The sequence below is a fragment of the Klebsiella sp. CN_Kp066 genome (assembly GCF_040065135.1).
Lineage (GTDB): Bacteria > Pseudomonadota > Gammaproteobacteria > Enterobacterales > Enterobacteriaceae > Klebsiella > Klebsiella oxytoca.
On sequence record NZ_JBEAIU010000030.1, the window covers coordinates 16,714 to 32,997 of the forward strand.

Annotated in this window: 15 protein-coding genes; 8 read left to right on the forward strand and 7 right to left on the reverse strand. The window is 55.8% G+C overall.

The window, feature by feature from the left end:
• Window positions 1-17 precede the first annotated feature (17 nt).
• The 3 genes from gsiB to gsiD are packed head-to-tail and all read left to right on the forward strand — an operon-like array spanning window position 18 to window position 3,442.
• Window positions 18-1,556 (forward strand): glutathione ABC transporter substrate-binding protein GsiB, encoded by a 1,539-nt coding sequence (gene gsiB / locus ABLV75_RS10305; RefSeq protein ID WP_004100531.1) that lies wholly within the window; start codon window positions 18-20, stop codon window positions 1,554-1,556.
• Window positions 1,557-1,608: 52 nt separating this feature from the next.
• On the forward strand, window positions 1,609-2,529 hold the full coding sequence (gsiC, locus tag ABLV75_RS10310; protein ID WP_004100533.1) for a glutathione ABC transporter permease GsiC: 921 nt from the start codon (window positions 1,609-1,611) through the stop codon (window positions 2,527-2,529).
• Between the two features lies 1 nt (window position 2,530).
• Entirely contained in the window at window positions 2,531-3,442 is a 912-nt protein-coding gene (gene gsiD / locus ABLV75_RS10315) for a glutathione ABC transporter permease GsiD (RefSeq protein WP_017146287.1), read from the forward strand.
• Between the two features lie 126 nt (window positions 3,443-3,568).
• On the opposite strand, the gene rimO is transcribed toward gsiD, so the two are convergent.
• Window positions 3,569-4,894 carry a 30S ribosomal protein S12 methylthiotransferase RimO gene (gene rimO / locus ABLV75_RS10320; RefSeq protein ID WP_004100537.1) on the reverse strand — a complete coding sequence of 442 codons (1,326 nt, stop codon included), beginning with the start codon at window positions 4,892-4,894 and terminating at the stop codon, window positions 3,569-3,571.
• Between the two features lie 299 nt (window positions 4,895-5,193).
• On the opposite strand from rimO, the gene ABLV75_RS10325 reads away from it, so the two are divergent.
• A complete protein-coding gene (locus ABLV75_RS10325) occupies window positions 5,194-5,673 on the forward strand; it encodes a hypothetical protein (RefSeq protein WP_026055890.1) in 480 nt (159 codons plus the stop codon).
• 34 nt (window positions 5,674-5,707) lie between these two features.
• On the opposite strand, the gene ABLV75_RS10330 is transcribed toward ABLV75_RS10325, so the two are convergent.
• A complete protein-coding gene (locus ABLV75_RS10330; RefSeq protein WP_162098348.1) occupies window positions 5,708-6,949 on the reverse strand; it encodes an oligosaccharide MFS transporter in 1,242 nt (413 codons plus the stop codon).
• Window positions 6,950-7,329: 380 nt separating this feature from the next.
• On the opposite strand from ABLV75_RS10330, the gene bssR reads away from it, so the two are divergent.
• Both bssR and ABLV75_RS10340 read left to right on the forward strand, forming a co-directional pair.
• Window positions 7,330-7,713 (forward strand): biofilm formation regulator BssR, encoded by a 384-nt coding sequence (bssR, locus tag ABLV75_RS10335; protein WP_004100544.1) that lies wholly within the window; start codon window positions 7,330-7,332, stop codon window positions 7,711-7,713.
• 103 nt (window positions 7,714-7,816) lie between these two features.
• Window positions 7,817-8,929, forward strand: a complete 1,113-nt coding sequence (locus tag ABLV75_RS10340) for a PQQ-dependent sugar dehydrogenase (RefSeq protein WP_004100546.1) — start codon at window positions 7,817-7,819, stop codon at window positions 8,927-8,929.
• A 2-nt stretch (window positions 8,930-8,931) separates the two neighbouring features.
• Here ABLV75_RS10340 and ABLV75_RS10345 read toward each other — a convergent pair whose 3' ends face one another.
• The gene (locus ABLV75_RS10345; RefSeq protein WP_004100548.1) at window positions 8,932-9,558 is read right to left on the reverse strand and encodes a glutathione S-transferase family protein; all 627 of its coding nucleotides are present in this window, start codon (window positions 9,556-9,558) and stop codon (window positions 8,932-8,934) included.
• Between the two features lie 257 nt (window positions 9,559-9,815).
• Between ABLV75_RS10345 and dacC the strand changes: the two genes are divergently transcribed.
• Window positions 9,816-11,018 (forward strand): serine-type D-Ala-D-Ala carboxypeptidase, encoded by a 1,203-nt coding sequence (gene dacC / locus ABLV75_RS10350; protein ID WP_016808089.1) that lies wholly within the window; start codon window positions 9,816-9,818, stop codon window positions 11,016-11,018.
• A 30-nt stretch (window positions 11,019-11,048) separates the two neighbouring features.
• On the opposite strand, the gene deoR is transcribed toward dacC, so the two are convergent.
• Both deoR and ybjG read right to left on the reverse strand, forming a co-directional pair.
• A complete protein-coding gene (gene deoR, locus ABLV75_RS10355) occupies window positions 11,049-11,807 on the reverse strand; it encodes a DNA-binding transcriptional repressor DeoR (RefSeq protein WP_004100552.1) in 759 nt (252 codons plus the stop codon).
• 124 nt (window positions 11,808-11,931) lie between these two features.
• Window positions 11,932-12,525 carry an undecaprenyl-diphosphate phosphatase gene (gene ybjG / locus ABLV75_RS10360; protein WP_004100554.1) on the reverse strand — a complete coding sequence of 198 codons (594 nt, stop codon included), beginning with the start codon at window positions 12,523-12,525 and terminating at the stop codon, window positions 11,932-11,934.
• Window positions 12,526-12,844: 319 nt separating this feature from the next.
• Between ybjG and ABLV75_RS10365 the strand changes: the two genes are divergently transcribed.
• Window positions 12,845-14,080, forward strand: coding sequence for an MFS transporter (locus tag ABLV75_RS10365; protein WP_004100556.1), 1,236 nt, complete (start codon window positions 12,845-12,847; stop codon window positions 14,078-14,080).
• A gap of 47 nt (window positions 14,081-14,127) precedes the next feature.
• Here the strand turns inward: ABLV75_RS10365 and ABLV75_RS10370 are convergent, their stop codons facing one another.
• Together ABLV75_RS10370 and ABLV75_RS10375 are read right to left on the reverse strand one after the other, a co-directional pair.
• Window positions 14,128-14,943 carry a Cof-type HAD-IIB family hydrolase gene (locus ABLV75_RS10370; protein ID WP_004100558.1) on the reverse strand — a complete coding sequence of 272 codons (816 nt, stop codon included), beginning with the start codon at window positions 14,941-14,943 and terminating at the stop codon, window positions 14,128-14,130.
• Window positions 14,943-16,145, reverse strand: a complete 1,203-nt coding sequence (locus ABLV75_RS10375; protein WP_032704632.1) for an MFS transporter — start codon at window positions 16,143-16,145, stop codon at window positions 14,943-14,945. The genes ABLV75_RS10370 and ABLV75_RS10375 overlap by 1 nt, the downstream gene beginning before the upstream one ends.
• Window positions 16,146-16,284: the final 139 nt, after the last annotated feature.

Sequence of the window (16,284 nt, forward strand, 5' to 3'; positions counted from 1 at the left end):
CATTTCAGGAGAACAACATGACTCAACGCGTATCAGGCAAATGGCTGTTGGCGCTGGGCGTCGCCTCGGCGCTGACAGCCGCTCCGGCTCTGGCCGCAAAAGATGTGGTGGTGGCGGTCGGTTCTAATTTTACGACCCTCGACCCGTATGATGCTAACGACACGCTGTCGCAGGCCGTCGCCAAGTCCTTCTATCAAGGGCTGTTCGGCCTCGATAAAGAGATGAAGCTACAGAACGTGCTGGCGGAAAGCTATACCGTTTCCCCGGACGGCCTGGTGTATACCATTAAGCTACATCCGGGGGTGAAGTTCCAGGACGGTACCGAGTTTAATGCCGAAGCGGTTAAGGCGAACCTCGATCGCGCCAGCAACCCGGAAAACCATCTCAAGCGTTATAACCTGTATAAAAATATCGCCAGCACCGAAGCGGTAGACCCGACCACGGTGAAAATTACCCTCAAACAGCCTTTCTCGGCGTTCATTAATATTCTGGCCCATCCGGCGACGGCGATGATTTCTCCGGCGGCGCTGAAGAAATATGGTAAAGAGATTGGCTTCCATCCGGTTGGCACCGGGCCTTATCAGCTCGATACCTGGAACCAGACCGATTTTGTGAAAGTGAAAAAATTCGCCGGTTACTGGCAGCCAGGGCTGCCGAAGCTGGACTCCATCACCTGGCGCCCGGTCGTGGATAATAATACCCGCGCGGCGATGCTGCAGACCGGCGAAGCGCAGTTTGCGTTCCCGATCCCCTACGAGCAAGCGCCGCTGCTGGAGAAAAACAGCAAGCTAGAGCTGGTAGCCAGCCCGTCAATTATGCAGCGCTATATCAGCATGAACGTGACGCAGAAGCCGTTCGATAATCCCAAAGTGCGCGAAGCGATTAACTACGCTATCAACCGTCAGGCGCTGGTAAAAGTCGCTTTTGCCGGCTACGCCACACCGGCGACCGGCGTGGTGCCGCCGTCTATCGCCTATGCTGAAAGCTACAGCGCCTGGCCGTACGATCCGGCTAAAGCTCGTGAGCTGCTGAAAGAGGCGGGTTATCCGAATGGCTTTACCACAACGCTATGGTCATCGCACAACCACAGCACGGCGCAGAAAGTACTGCAGTTTACCCAGCAGCAGCTGGCGCAGGTGGGCATTAAGGCGCAGCTGACGGCGATGGATGCGGGCCAGCGCGCGGCGGAAGTTGAAGGTAAGGGACAGAAAGAGAGCGGCGTACGCATGTTCTACACCGGCTGGACGGCGTCGACCGGGGAAGCTGACTGGGCGCTGTCGCCGCTGTTTGCGTCGCAAAACTGGCCGCCGACCCTGTTTAATACGGCTTTCTACAGCAATCCGCAGGTCGATAAAGATCTCAATGACGCGCTGAAAACCACCGATGCGCAGGAAAAAACGCGGCTGTATAAAGACGCGCAGGATACTATCTGGAAAGAGTCGCCGTGGGTGCCGCTGGTCGTAGAAAAGCTGGTCTCGGCGCACAGTAAAAATCTGACCGGTTTCTACATCCAGCCGGATACCGGATTTAGCTTTGAACAGGCGGATCTTAAGTAGAGAGTTGTGGGTCCCCGGGCGCAGGCTGCGGGGAATTTGCGCAAGGAGAAGCATGCTCAATTATGTGATTAAACGCCTGCTGGGGCTGATCCCCACGCTGCTGATTGTAGCGGTGCTGGTGTTTCTGTTCGTGCATATGCTGCCCGGGGATCCGGCTCGGCTGATTGCCGGACCGGAAGCCGATGCCCAGGTGGTGGGAATGGTGCGCCAGCAGCTTGGGCTCGATCGCCCGCTGCACGTGCAGTTCTGGCACTATATCAGCAACATTTTGCAGGGCGACTTCGGCACCTCGATGGCTTCCCGCCGCCCAGTGAGCAGCGAAATCGCCAGCCGTTTTATGCCCACTTTCTGGCTGACGATTGCCAGTATGGGCTGGGCGGTCATCTTCGGGATGGCGGCAGGGATCGTGGCGGCCGTGTGGCGCAATCGCTGGCCGGATCGTATAGGCATGGCGCTGGCGGTCACCGGCATCTCGTTCCCGGCCTTTGCGCTCGGTATGCTTTTGATGCAGATCTTTTCCGTTGAACTGGGCTGGCTGCCAACGGTGGGCGCCGACAGCTGGCGGCACTATATTCTGCCTTCGCTCACCCTGGGCGCGGCGGTGGCGGCGGTGATGGCGCGTTTTACCCGCGCCTCGTTCGTCGATGTTCTGCATGAAGACTATATGCGCACCGCGCGGGCGAAAGGCGTCAGCGAAACGCTGGTGGTGCTCAAGCACGGCCTGCGCAACGCGATGATCCCGGTCGTCACTATGATGGGACTACAGTTCGGCTTTTTGCTCGGCGGTTCAATCGTGGTGGAAAAGGTCTTTAACTGGCCTGGTCTCGGACGTCTGCTGGTGGACTCGGTGGAGATGCGCGATTACCCGGTGATTCAGGCGGAAGTGCTCCTGTTTTCGCTGGAGTTTATTCTTATTAATTTAGTGGTGGACGTACTGTATGCCGCCATTAATCCGGCTATCAGGTATAAGTAAGGTGCGATTGCTCAACTGGAGAAGACAAGCGGTTATCAACGCGATGCCGGGGGTTAAACCCGGGCAGATACGTACCCCGTGGCACGAGTTCTGGCGGCGGTTTCGCGGCCAGCCGGTGGCGATGGGCGCGGGGATATTTGTGCTGCTGCTGATTGCGGTGGCGATCGTGGCGCCGTGGATCGCGCCGTTCGATGCGGAAAACTATTTTGACTACGATCGGCTCAATGATGGCCCGTCGATGATGCACTGGTTCGGCGTTGATTCGCTGGGGCGCGATATTTTTAGCCGGGTGCTGGTCGGCGCGCAGATTTCGCTGGCCGCCGGGGTACTGGCGGTATTGATCGGCGCGGCTATCGGCACCGTACTTGGGCTACTGGCCGGGTATTACGAAGGCTGGTGGGATCGCATCATTATGCGCATCTGCGATGTGCTGTTTGCTTTCCCTGGCATTCTTCTGGCGATTGCCGTCGTGGCGGTGATGGGCAGCGGAATGTCGAACGTCATCATCGCGGTGGCGATCTTTTCGATCCCGGCATTTGCGCGTCTGGTGCGCGGCAATACGCTGGTGCTTAAGCAGCAGACTTTTATAGAGTCGGCGCGCAGCATTGGCGCCAGCGACGCTAACATTCTGTTTAACCACATTTTGCCCGGAACGGTATCATCGATTGTTGTCTACTTTACGATGCGTATCGGGGTGTCGATTATCTCTGCCGCCAGCCTGTCATTTCTGGGGCTTGGCGCGCAGCCGCCGACGCCGGAGTGGGGGGCGATGCTGAACGAGGCGCGGGCGGATATGGTGATGGCGCCGCACGTGGCGCTGTTCCCGGCAATCGCGATTTTTCTGACGGTGCTGGCGTTTAACCTGCTGGGTGACGGCCTGCGCGATGCGCTGGATCCGAAGATAAAAGGTTAGGCGTTCGAGGATTGTGCAGCCCGGACAGGTGTCCGGGAAAGCACACCGCACGTTAATCCTGTGCGGTTTTGTCGCCCGGATAGGGCGCATGAGCGCCGCTATCCGGGACAGGTTCAGCGGGCGGAATTAAACCCGGCTGCCCCACAGATCGTATTCGTCGGCGTGTTCGACTTTCACCCGCACAACGTCGCCCGGTTTGACTTTACTTTCGCCGTTGAGGTACACCGCGCCGTCGATTTCTGGCGCATCGGCCATGCTGCGGCCAATGGCTCCTTCTTCATCGACTTCGTCGATCAGCACCATAATTTCGCGGCCAACTTTCTCCTGCAGACGCTCGGCGGAGATCTGCTGCTGAAGCTGCATAAAGCGGTTCCAGCGCTCTTCTTTAACGTCTTCCGGTACCTGATCCGCCAGTTCGTTGGCGGTCGCGCCTTCCACCGGGCTGTACTTGAAGCAGCCGACTCGGTCGAGGCGGGCTTCCTTCAGGAAGTCCAGCAGCATCTGGAAATCTTCTTCCGTCTCGCCCGGGAAGCCGACGATAAAGGTCGAGCGCAGGGTGAGTTCCGGGCAGACTTCGCGCCACTGCTTGATACGCGCCAGCTGACGGTCGGCGGAGCCGGGACGCTTCATCATCTTGAGAATGCGCGGGCTGGCGTGCTGCAGCGGGATATCGAGGTAGGGCAGAATTTTGCCTTCCGCCATCAGCGGGATCACATCATCAACGTGCGGATAGGGATAGACGTAGTGCAGGCGCACCCAGATGCCAAGCTTAGCCAGTTCTTCGCACAGGCTAACCATGCTGGTTTTAACCGGCATACCGTTGTGGAAGCCGCTGCGATGTTTAACATCGACGCCGTAGGCGGAGGTGTCCTGAGAAATCACCAGCAGCTCTTTTACCCCCGCGTCGGCCAGGCGTTTGGCTTCCGCCAGCACTTCACCAATCGGACGGCTGACGAGATCGCCGCGCATGGACGGGATGATGCAGAAGGTGCAGCGATGGTTGCAGCCTTCAGAAATTTTTAAGTAAGCGTAATGACGCGGCGTCAGCTTCACGCCCTGTTCCGGCACCAGGCTCAGGAACGGATTATGTTTTGGCTTCGGCGCGTAGTGGTGGACGTGCTCCAGCACCTGTTCATAGCTGTGCGGGCCGGTAATTTCCAGCACCTTCGGATGCACTTCGCGGATCTGATCTTCTTTTGCGCCCAGGCAGCCGGTGACGATCACTTTGCCGTTTTCTTTCAACGCTTCGCCAATCGCTTCCAGCGACTCCTGCACGGCGCTATCGATAAAGCCGCAGGTGTTAACGATAACCATATCAGCGTTATCGTAGGAGGGAACCACATCATACCCTTCGGTACGCAGTTCAGTCAGGATACGTTCTGAGTCCACGAGATTTTTCGGGCAGCCCAGAGAGACAAAGCCGATCTTCGGCTGAGGGGTGACATTGCTCATAGCTTAAAAAGTGTTCAATTATTGGGATGGTCAGGGCAGGGATTCTACAGAGATCGGCGGAAAGTTTATACTCCTTTTCTTGTTAGCCCGCAGACAGCAGCATCTCTTTTTACGGCGTTGATTATCCGTATTGTTGAGAAAAATAACGCCGTTATTCATCTTTTGCCGCCGGAGCCAGCGCAGGGTGGTTTAAATCAGGTTTAAGCCAGAGACAGTAAAATAGTCACTGCTTTGGATTTTCATTTTTTATCAGGTTTCCGATGTTTAAAAAGTTGGGTGGTTCAGCGTGCGCGCTGGTAATGATTGGCACAGCGCCAGTTTATGCCGACGAGCTGGCGTTATATTCAGTGAATACCGGTTCATTTGTCTATCATATGACCGGCAATCACGGCCAATATAACGAAAAATTCAATAATCAATTTTTTTCCGTTGAGCGCAAGCTGTCGGCAGATTCGAAGTACAGCCTGTTAGTCGGGACCATGAAAAATAGTTTTGACGATCGCTGCCTCTCTCTGGGGGCAAGGAGAGACTGGTATGCGGGGACAAATGGCTGGACGTTTAAGGGCGTCTATGCCTACACCGGGGAGTTCTTCTTTAAAGCTTTTAGCGATTGCGGCGATTCAGGTACCTATCGAACGGCGAAGAAACTGACCGGCGTCGGTTTCTCTCCCTATATTTATCATGGCCTGCAGTACAATTTTACCCCTTATTTCGGCGTAGAAACCGGGATTATTATCCCGGCGATATTTGTGGTGAGCGTGCAGTGGAGTTTTCGTTGATTCGCCCGAAAGCCGCTTCCGGGCGAATTGATGATTAATGGCTTTGCGCAACGCCAGCGCCTGGCGCAGACCCCGGCGCGGTCGGTTCTCTATTATCGCGAAGCGTAAATACCGAAATTAACGTAAATACCCCGGCAACACCGCCCAGAATATAATACGTCTGCGCGAAGCCGATAGTGTCATACAAATACCCCGCCAGCGGCGAGTAAACGGCGGTGGCGATGGAGGCGACAAACAGCACCAGCAGGTAAACCGTCGATGACAGCTTGTTGTCGAAGTTGGCGGCAATGAATTTAAATACCGACACCAGGATCAGCGGTTTTTCCAGCGCATGCATCATTTTGACTGCGCCGATCCACACCGGACCCAGCGGGATCGCGGAGCCTACGATACGGACCGACATGATCAGTCCGGCGATGATCAGCGCCCACTTCGCGCCGGTGCGGTTTACAAACCACGGCATCAGGCATAAAAACAGCGTCTCCCCGCACACCTGAATGGAGGCCAGAATGCCGTACCAGCGATTCCCCTCCTCGGGCGTCGGGAACTGCAGGGAAAAGTACTGGGCAAACTGCTGATCGTAGGTATCGTATATTTGCGTGACGAAAAGGGTGAAGACCAGCAGCATCCAGAACTGCCCGTTCTTCGCCAGCTCAAGGGCATGGGAAACTTTCAGCGCGCTGGTTTTCTGCATCTCCGCTTCGCTCAGTTCGATTTTGGTCAGCATAAAACAGATCGCCGCAATCACAATGGCGATGCTGGCCAGCCAGAAAGCAAGGTTCGGATTGCTGTCGATATACTTACCGACGATCCACGCCGCGGCGGCCCAGCCTAACGATCCCCACATCCTTACGCGGCCATATTCGAACTGGTAGCGCCGCGAAATTTTATCGATATACGAATCGATCACCCCGCAGCCGGAGTTAAAAATAATCCCCAGGTATACCCCGCCGAGTAGCGCGCCCAGCCAGAAGCTGTGCACCAGCAGCGGTGCATATAAATAAATAAAGAACGGACCCACCGGTAGCAGCATGGCGACGAGAAACCAGATGAGTCGTTTTTTCAGGCCGAATTTATCGGAAATAAAGCCAAAGAAGGGCTGCATCAGCAGGGCAATAAAGGCGTTAACCGAGTAGAGCAGGCCGGTTTTCGTGGCGCTAATCCCGAGATGCTGGGTCGTCCAGATAACAAAGAATGCCATGGTCGAGGACCAGGCGAAGAGGTAGAGGAAGTCGAAAAGACTCAACAAGATATAGTTTCTTCTGCCGGGATTAATCATTTCTGTTCCTTCAAGCGGTAGCGTCAAAGGTTACAAGCAAGATAGAGCAACCTGCTGCGACCTGTTTTGTTATACGTATTACATATTTGTGAGGTGATATGACACCCGGCGACATTTTCAGGCAATGTGAATGGCGCTAATTTGTGATCATTGCGGCAAAAAAATAATTTTTCATCACATGAAAAAGAATTGATCTTGATTGAGAGCGTATAACATTTTTGCTTGAAGGGCGCTGGTTGAGCAGGCGAGGATTATAATCTTAGTTGTAACATTGTAAATAATGTTAATGACCTGAGAATTATTGATCTCACACAGCGTTTTGTACAAAAAATAACCATATTATAATTATGGTGAAGGACGATAGAGGAGGAACTGAGATGAACGTTGACAGACTGTATCGTAACCTGATGAATAAGCTGATTAATGCCTCCATTGATCTTGATGCTTATTTACAGTTGCGTAAAGCAAAAGGCTATATGTCAGTCAGCGAAAACGACCATCTACGTGATAACTTGTTTGAACTGTGCCATGAAATGCGTGAATACGCGCCGCGCCTACAGCACGCCGTTGCGCCGGAGGAAAAGGAAGCCCTGCGCCTTGCGGGCGAAGCCGTCGCTTCCGCGGCGGTATGCCTGCTAAGCGGACATCATGATTGCCCGTCCTACATTGCGGTCAACGTAGATAAACTGGAAAGCTGCCTGGCGGTATTGCGGCTAAACATTCATAAATTGAATGATTTTGCCCCCATTACCCACGCCTGAGACAGGGGGAGCCTGCTCCCCCTGATTAATGTTATGTAAAAATCCCTTCCCGCTTCCCCACGCTGGCTACCCTTATCAGCATTGCTGACAAAAGGAGTATGCCATGCACCAGACCGTCACCCTGATAGCGCTTACCGCGCTGTTGTTACCCACTGCCGTCCTTGCCGCCCGGGAGCGCGTGGAGGTGTTGCAGAACCAGCTCGAACACCCGTGGGCGCTGGCCTTCCTGCCGGACGATCGCGGTATTTTGATTACCCTGCGCGGCGGCGAACTCAAGCTCTGGCAGCGCGACAAAGGCCTCTCGTCGGCGATCCCGGGCGTACCGCAGGTCTGGGCTAACGGGCAGGGCGGTTTGCTGGACGTGGCGCTGGCACCGGACTTTGCCCAGTCGCGCCGGGTCTGGCTGAGCTATGCCGAGGGCGGGGATGAGGATAAAGCCGGGACCGCGGTGGGCTATGGCCGATTGAGCGAGGATCTCCAGCGTCTGGAAAACTTCCAGGTGGTGTTCCGCCAGCAGCCGAAGCTCTCTACCGGCAATCATTTTGGCGGACGGCTGGCGTTCGACGGTCGCGGTCATCTGTTTATCGGTCTCGGAGAGAATAACCAGCGTTCAACCGCTCAGGATCTCGATAAGCTGCAGGGAAAAGTGGTGCGGCTAACGGCTGATGGCGAGGTCCCGGCCGATAATCCTTTTGTCGGCCAGTCTGGCGTCAGGCCTGAAATCTGGTCTTACGGAATTCGTAATCCTCAGGGATTGGCGATAAACCCGTGGAGCGATACGCTGTGGTTACATGAGCACGGGCCGCGCGGCGGGGATGAGATCAACATCGTGCAAAAAGGTAAAAACTACGGCTGGCCGCTGGCGACGCACGGCATTAACTACAGCGGTCTGCCGATCCCGGAAGCTAAAGGCAAAAAGGCGGAAGGCACCGAAGCGCCGCTATTTGTCTGGGAGAAGTCGCCGGCGGTGAGCGGTATGGCGTTTTACAACGCGCAGGTTTTTCCGCAGTGGCAACACAGGCTGTTTATCGGCGCGCTGAAGGATGAATCGCTCATTGTGCTCAAGGTTGATGGCAATAAAGTCACGGAGCAGGAGCGCATTCTGACCGATCGCGGTAGACGCATTCGCGACGTACGCGTTGGACCCGATGGTTATTTGTATGTGTTAACCGACGAATCCAACGGTGAGCTGCTGAAGGTGAGTCCGGCGGGTTAAAATCAGGTGACCGGGATCATCACCACGTTGCGCCAGGCCTGACGTTCGCCGATCTGCTGGTACCAGCGCTGCAGATGCGGGCGCGGCTGCCAGGTTTTTACCGTTTCCAGCAGGTTGTAGACGAACGGCGCGACGGCGATATCGCCGAGGCCGAAGGCATCGCCCGACAGCCACTGATGGCGCGACAGCTCGTCGTCCAGAATAGCGAACAGCGTCTCGCAGGCGGCAATACCGGCTTCAATGGCGGCAGGATCGCGTTTTTCAACCGGCGTCCTGACCAGGCCCATTAAAACGGGTCGATGGGCAGGCGAGAGCGAACCGTTGGCCCAGTCCATCCATTTTTCTCCCTGGGCGCGCTCGGCTGGCGACTCCACCCACAGGCGATTCTGACCATACTGCGCGGCCAGATAGCGGATAATGGTGTTTGATTCCCAGAGCACGACATCGGTCGTTGCATCTTTCAATAGCGGTACCAGACCGTTGGGGTTCATGGCCAGATAGGCCGGATCGTGATTCAGACCGAACTCCAGGCCTGCCAGAATTTGCTGATACGGGAGGTCGAGTTCTTCCAGCACCCAGCGCACTTTCTTCACATTGGTTGAGTTATTTCTGCCCCACAGCGTAATCATATCCGCTCCTGCTTTTTATTTCGCCGCCATTGCGGCGTAGTGAGCATTCATGTTGGAATAAAGTTAATATTTAGGCAACCGCGATCAAAAAAATTGCGCTGTTTGCAGCGCCGCGCGAGGTTATTGCGTAAACTTTAAAAACTTTACCAACTCGCTGTTTCTTTAAGGTCATTTGTACGCTTTACTCACCGGCTGCTGCGGCGCGGAACGAGTGTGGCGGCATATTTTTGTTTGGAAAGGATACTTGGGTGGCTCTTATGACGCATGATGCTTTTTCCCTTCGCGGCCTCGCGGCAGGCTGCGCGCTTTTATTTCTCGTCGCGCCTGCGGTGCAGGCTGCGGAACAACTCCCCGATGCGCCATCCATTGACGCGCGCGCCTGGATCCTGATGGACTATGCCAGCGGCAAAGTACTCAGCGAAGGCAATGCCGATGAAAAACTCGATCCGGCAAGCCTGACCAAGATCATGACCAGCTACGTTGTCGGCCAGGCGCTAAAGGCGGGTAAGATTAAGTCTACGGATATGGTGACCATCGGGCGCGATGCGTGGGCCACCGGTAACCCGGCGCTGCGCGGCTCCTCGGTGATGTTCCTCAAGCCTGGAATGCAGGTGTCGGTGGAAGATCTTAACAAGGGCGTTATCATTCAGTCCGGCAACGACGCCAGCATCGCGATTGCCGACTACGTGGCGGGCAGCCAGGATGCGTTTGTCAGCCTGATGAACGGCTATGCGCAGAAGATGGGCCTCACCAATACCACCTTTAAGACCGTGCACGGGCTTGATGCGCCGGGTCAGTTCAGTACTGCCCGCGATATGGCGCTGCTGACCAAAGCGATGATCCATGATGTGCCGGAAGAGTATGCGATCCACAAAGAGAAAGAGTTCACTTTCAACAAAATCCGTCAGCCGAACCGTAACCGCCTGCTGTGGAGCACGAACCTTAACGCTGACGGCGTGAAAACCGGAACCACCGCCGGTGCGGGCTACAATCTGGTCTCTTCCGCGACGCAAAACGACATGCGCCTGATTGCCGTCGTACTCGGCACCAAAACTGACCGTATCCGATTTAACGAATCTGAAAAATTGCTGACCTGGGGCTTCCGCTTTTATGAAACCGTGACGCCGATTAAACCTGATGCCACCTTCATTACCCAGCGCGTCTGGTTTGGCGATAGCAGTGAAGCGAAGCTTGGCGCGGGCGATGCCGGTTCCATCACGCTGCCGAAAGGCCAGTTGAAAAACCTGAAGGCCAGCTACACTTTGAATGATACGCAACTGACCGCACCGCTGACTAAAGGTCAGGTTGTCGGCACCATCGACTTTAAACTGAATGATAAAACCATTGAACAGCGGCCGCTGATTGTTATGGAAGCGGTCAATGAAGGCGGGTTCTTTAGCCGGATGATCGATTTCGTGCTGATGAAACTGCACGGCTGGTTCGGCGGCTGGTTCTCGTAAAATGCAGGCCGCGCCCTGCGGGGCGCGGTTTTAGTAAAGGAGTGAAATCTGTTTTTCTTTCGCCAGCGTAAGCAGCTCGTCATCCGGACACACGTCGCTGGCAATCACGTCAAACTGCGATAAATCGCCCATCCGCGCCGGCCGAACTTTGCCAAATTTACTGTGATCGACGACCAGCACGTGGTAGCGCGCGCTTTTCATCGCCCAGTGTTTAACCGGCAGCTCCTCGAGGTTAAAGCAGGTCGCTCCCTGCTCGCAATCGACGCCCGCGGCGGAATAAAACGCGATATCAGGGCAAAGATGGCTTAGCGTATCCTGCAGGCTCAGCGGTTTAAAAATGGCGTTGCTGGCGTGGAACTCACCGCCGCACAAAATCGCGCGGCACTGTGGCTTTTCCTGCAAGGAAAGGAAGGTGTTGAGCGAATAGCAGACCCCGGTAAACGGCAGGGCGTTGTCGATGGCATCGATAATCCACGGCGTGGTGGTCCCGCAGTCGAAAAAGGCCATCTGATGGGCCTCAAGCAGCTTTGCCGCATGGCGGGCGGCGCGGCGTTTTTCATCAACAAGGCGCGTTTTCTGGTCGCTTAGCAGATAGTGCGTCGCGCTGCGCGGCTCCAGAACGATATAGCCGCCCAGCAAAACGACCGGGCCGCTGTGGCCGTTGAGGTCGCGACGAATAGTCATCTCTGACACCCCAAGCAGGGTGGCCGCTTCTTTTAGATGCAGTTTATCACTGCGCTTGAGTGCCTGAATAAGCTGGCTGATGCGTTCGTCACGACGAGTTTCCATATTCCCTCTAGGCTAAAGCGCCCTGCATCGACAGGGCGTCAGCGGCGATTTTACCTGCCGAAAGAGGGTTAGTCACGCGCAGGCGTTGGGCTCTGCCGCAATTTACCGGCGGCTGAGAAACAGGTTATTCGCGCACCCAGCCTTTGCGAATCGGTAGCGAAAAGAACAGGCGGTACAGCCGCTGCAGATGCTGATAAAGGGTCTTTCCGCCGCTTTGCCACAAAAGCTGGGCGCTTAGACAGGCGCTCATCGCGGTGAGAAGTCCGCCCAGCATATCCATCGGCCAGTGAACGCCGAGATAGACCCTGGACCAGGCAATTGCGCAGGCAACGGCGAAAAGCAGTACTCCCGACCACAGGCGGTGCCAGAACATAAAGGCCAGCGCAAAGGTAAAGCAGATGGTGCCGTGATTGCTCGGGAAGGAGTTGTTGGGCGAGTGGTGCAGGAAGTTATAACCCATACCGGCGGCGAACGGCCGTTCGTGCGGAAAAAGCGCGCCGAATATCCATGACAGCGTAAGACTAATGGCTAATGCCATCATCACCTTAAATACTAGCTGACGCTGGTTTGGACCCCAAAGCCATAAGGCTAATACTAATAATGGCACAATAATAATCAGGTCTTTGGCGATAAACGTCGCGATCTCTATCGCCCACCACGGGGACGAGGGAGTGGCATTGAGTAATGCAAACAGCGAGTAGTTAATATTTTCCAGCATACGTCCGGGCTCTTTAATCCGTTATCAACAAGCCGCCCACCCTAAGAAACGGTGGCGCTAAGGTAAAGCAGTATTTTCTTAATTATCAGTTTGTTATGAGTGAAATCTTGCATGTATCTTCGTTAACAGACTGAATAAAGGAGTATATAGTGTGTAATCTAATTGAAACATAAACGAAATACATACAGCGGGATTTTTTATTCGCTGGTGGCGAAGAGGTTGCAGAATGGCGATATTTTTCGTCATCGCTCACAATTCGCTATCTCCCCGGCACGACTTTCATTAAACTTTGCGCGGTTTTATTTAAATAAGAGATTTCATGCACAATTCTTCACTTTCAGGCAAACGCCTCGGACGTCAGGCGCTGCTCTTTCCGCTGTGCCTGGTGTTATACGAATTCGCCACCTATATCGGCAATGATATGATCCAGCCGGGCATGCTCTCGGTCGTGGAAGAGTTTGGCGTTGGCAATGAATGGGTTCCGACCTCCATGACCGCCTATCTCGCCGGCGGTATGTTTTTACAGTGGCTGCTGGGCCCGCTTTCGGACCGCATCGGCCGCCGTCCGGTCATGCTGACCGGGGTGGTGTGGTTTATCGTGACCTGCCTGGCGACGCTGCTGGCGCAAACTATTGAGCAGTTCACGCTGCTGCGCTTTTTGCAGGGTATCAGCCTGTGCTTTATTGGCGCGGTTGGCTATGCGGCGATACAGGAGTCTTTTGAAGAGGCGGTATGCATCAAGATTACCGCCTTAATGGCCAACGTCGCGCTGATTGCGCCGCTGCTTGGGCCGCTGGTGGGCGCGGCCTGGGTACATATCCTGCCGTGGGAGATGATGTTTGTCCTGTTTGCCGTACTGGCTGCTATCGCCTTCTTCGGGCTACTGCGGGCGATGCCGGAAACCGCCACCCGCATGGGCGAGAAACTATCGGTCAAAGAGCTGGGGCGTGATTATCGTGAAGTGCTGAAAAACCTGCGCTTTGTCGCCGGCGCGCTGGCCACCGGTTTTGTCAGCCTGCCGCTGCTGGCGTGGATAGCCCAGTCGCCGGTGATTATTATTAGCGGCGAGCAGGCGACCAGCTACGAATATGGCTTGCTGCAGGTGCCAATCTTTGGCGCGTTGATCGCCGGTAACCTGGTGCTGGCGCGCCAGACTTCCCGCAAAACGGTGCGTTCGTTGATTATCCTCGGCGGCTGGCCAATTATGCTTGGCCTGCTGATCTCCGCCGTCGCTACGGTCGCCTCGACGCACGCTTATTTGTGGATGACCGCCGGGCTGAGCGTTTACGCCTTCGGCATTGGGCTTGCTAACGCCGGGCTGGTGCGCCTGACGCTGTTTGCCAGCGAAATGAGCAAGGGGACGGTATCGGCGGCGATGGGGATGCTGCAAATGCTGATCTTTACCGTGGGTATTGAAGTGAGCAAGCACGCCTATGAGTCTGGCGGCAGCGGACTCTTCAGTTTGCTGAATTTGCTTAGCGGGGTGCTCTGGCTGGCGATGACGGTCTACTTCCTGAAGGACAAACGCGTAGGCAGCTCCCTCGAACCGCAGTAACTCTCCAATGACCTGCTGCGACGTTACGCGCCGCAGCAGGCGCTGTCTCAGACGAACGGCGCTTCGCGATTAAGCACTTTATCAATGATATAGAGTACGCCTTCTTCGTTATTGTGCGGCGCACGATAGCCAGCAACGGCCTTCACCGGCGCGGCGGCGTTGGCCATCGCGTAACCGAATCCGGCATGCTGCAGCATTTCAATATCGTTGCCGCTATCGCCAAAGGCGACCACTTCATGATTCTCGATCCCCCAGCGCTCCTGCAGGATGCGCAGGCCGTTAGCCTTGTGTACCCCAGGAATAATCAGGTCAATGCTGCCGTAGCCGGTAGCGACTGCGGTTACCATATCGCCAAGCGCGGCGTGCAGCTTCGGCTGTATCTCAGGGATCAGCTGGTCCGGGACGTTGAGGCCAAATTTCAGAATCGCATCATCAGCAATATGATTAAAGTCGTCGACCAGTTCGAGGCGATGATAGTACTTTGCCGCGACCGCTTTCAGCTCATCATTATACTGGTTGAGGGTATAAGCGCTGCGCTTACCGCAGGCGATGATTTCAATGTTGGTCAGCGTCTGGAGATGATCGATGACGGTATTGAAATGTTCCTGCGGTATCCGGCAGTTAAATACATCTTCTCCGGCGCTGACCACCCAGCCGCCGTTTTCGGCGACAAAGGCGATCTCGTGCGCTACCTCCGGGAAGAAGGAGATAAGCTGGTAATACTGGTTGCCGCTGGCGACGACGAAGCGGATGCCCTGCTCGCGCATCCGCTGATACTGGGCGAGGAAGCGCTGACGGTTATAGGTTTTGGCATCGCTCAGAAAGGTGCCATCCATGTCTACCGCAATCAATTTGATGCTCATTAACTGTTCTCCATCACGGGTTCAGAGTGTGGCTTCGCAACCGCCCGGGCGACGATGGCCGCGACCAGCACCAATGCCAGCACTACCATCATGGCGCTACGCAGGCCGAAGTGCTCGCCGAGGAAGCCCAGCAGCGGCGGTCCGACGAGGAAGGCGAGGTAGCCGGTAATCGCCACCACGCTGACGCGCTTCGGCGCATCCGGGCCAGTGTCGCTGGCGGCGGAAATGGTCAGCGGGAAGCCGAGCGATGCGCCGAGGCCCCATAATAGTACGGAGAGGCCGGCGACCCACGGGTTATCGACAAAAATAATCAGGCCAATGCCCAGCGCGCCCATGACCGCGCTGGCGCGAACCACCGTCACCCGGCTGTAGCGGTCAATAAACCAACCGCCGGTAAAACGGCCGAGGGTCATACCGAGGGTGAAGCCCGCGTAAATCAGCGACCCGGAAGCCGGACTGAAGCCGTGGCCGTCCACCATCAGAAGCGGCAGCCAGTCGTTGGCGGAACCCTCGGCAAAGGCCATGGCCAGGACGATGACGCCAATCAGCAGCAACTGAGCATCTCGCCATATCGGCAGGCCTTTGCCTTCATGGCGCGCCGCTTCCGCTGCATTCTTGCCGGTACCTTCCGGAATTGCGCGAATGGCGATAGCGATGGGGGCGACAGCCACCAGCGCCGCCAGCAGAATGTGCGGCGCGGCGGGCAGGCCGAAGCCGGTGACCGCCATGCCTATTCCGGCGCCGACGAGCGTGCCGAAGCTGTAGAAACCATGCATCATCGGCAGCACGGTTTTATTCATTTCGCGTTCAACGGCGGCGCCTTCAACGTTAATCGCCACTTCCGCTGAGCCAAAGCTGGCGCCGAAGATGGCTAAGCCAACAGCAAACAGCACCGCCGAGGTAAACCATAGCGCGGCGCTGAGGACCAGCATGCCGACCACCGCGCAGGACATGGTGGTACGAATCACTTTTCGGGTGCCGAATCGATTGACCAGCCACGCTGAGCAGAGGATACCGCTCATCGAACCTATTGATAGTCCAAATAATACAATCCCCATTTCCGCCGTCGAGAGCGCGAGCAGATCGCGAATCGCCGGCGTGCGGGTCGCCCATGAGGCCATGAGTAATCCAGGGATAAAAAAGAACATGAAGAGCGCCCACAGCCTTAGCTGAAGGGCTCTGCGGGAGGTTTGCGCTGTCATCCGTAAATGCCCGAGAGTGGAGAGATGCAGACAACAGTAGCAAGGTTGTGTACATTTGTACATCCAGGCTGCTTGCTGAAGAATGTTTTTTTATTGACCTCTATGATTCGATTCAGCCTGAGGAATGCGCCCAGCATCC